This is a genomic window from Mesorhizobium sp. M7A.F.Ca.CA.002.15.2.1 (assembly GCF_003998715.1).
In the GTDB taxonomy this organism is placed as follows: Bacteria; Pseudomonadota; Alphaproteobacteria; order Rhizobiales; family Rhizobiaceae; genus Mesorhizobium; species Mesorhizobium ciceri.
On the sequence record NZ_RZPI01001292.1, the window covers coordinates 1 to 406 of the forward strand.

Annotated in this window: 1 protein-coding gene; it reads right to left on the minus strand. The window is 66.0% G+C overall.

Annotated features, from left to right (window positions below):
* The coding region (locus ENZ74_RS34205; protein ID WP_164761525.1) for a GMC family oxidoreductase at positions 1-406 on the minus strand (406 nt) is incomplete at both ends.

The following is a 406-nucleotide window of genomic DNA, read 5'->3' on the forward strand; positions in this document are numbered from 1 at the left end:
ACACCCGGCAGCGCGTGACGGACATCCACGCCGATGCCCGAGAGCAGGTCGGGGCGCCCCACCCCCGACAGTTCGAGCAGCTTGGGCGAGTTGATGGCGCCGGCCGCAAGGATCGTCTGTCCAGCGCGGACCTGATGCAGGCGGCCGCCTTGGCGGAAAACCAGTCCGGTGACGCGCCGGCCGTCGAATTCGAGCCGTTCGGTTTCCGCGCCGAGCACTACGCGCAGGTTCTTGCGCCCCGCTATACCGCGCAAAAACGCCTTCGATGTGTTCCAGCGGACGCCCTTCCTCTGGTTGACCTCGAAATAGCCCGAGCCTTCATTGGTGCCGGTGTTGAAGTCTTCGGTGCGCGGAATGCCGAGTTCCTCGGCCGCGTCCCGGAAGGCGTCGAGGATCGGCCATGAAA